The sequence below is a fragment of the Mesorhizobium sp. P5_C1 genome (assembly GCF_054049815.1).
In genome coordinates, this window is record NZ_JBFULQ010001441.1 from 1 (window position 1) to 500 (window position 500).

Here is a 500-nt window from a genome sequence, read left to right on the forward strand (position 1 = left end):
TCTCTCTCTAGACGGCCGGAACCTTTGGGATCGTTCAAGGTTAAGCCGGAGCAGCACGTTCTCATTGGTCCGTGCCGCTGACCAAGCTGACTCGTCTCGGTCGGCCCGCGCAGCATTGACCGCAGTCGCGGGCCACCCCTCTTTTCCCAAGGTGTCCTATGACTAACAACGTTCCTGAAAACCAAGCTCGACAAGGACCTCTTGGGCGGCCCGTCCTAATTGTGCTCATAGCCGCGCTCCTGCTGGCCATTGCCGCCTGGGGTGTCGCCGAGATCTATGGCGTAGTCATCAAAGGACCCTCGACAGACCTGCAGGACAGCCTAGCTCCCGCTGCCTCCAGCCCAAACCCGGCCTCGACCAATCGCGTTCAATCTCAGTCTGACAGTGTTAACAGCCAGCCGATCGATCACAATCCCAAGGTGGACAAGAATCCAACGCCGCAGTTCAGCACAGGCGGTGATCAGCAAGGGGTGCAGCCGTCACAACCGGCTGCACATTAA

1 protein-coding gene is annotated in these 500 nt (G+C 59.0%); it reads left to right on the forward strand.

The genetic code is table 11. The features are described 5' to 3' along the window. Positions 1-158 precede the first annotated feature (158 nt). Positions 159-500, forward strand: a complete 342-nt coding sequence (locus ACXJ7R_RS36240) for a hypothetical protein (protein WP_457155963.1) — start codon at positions 159-161, stop codon at positions 498-500.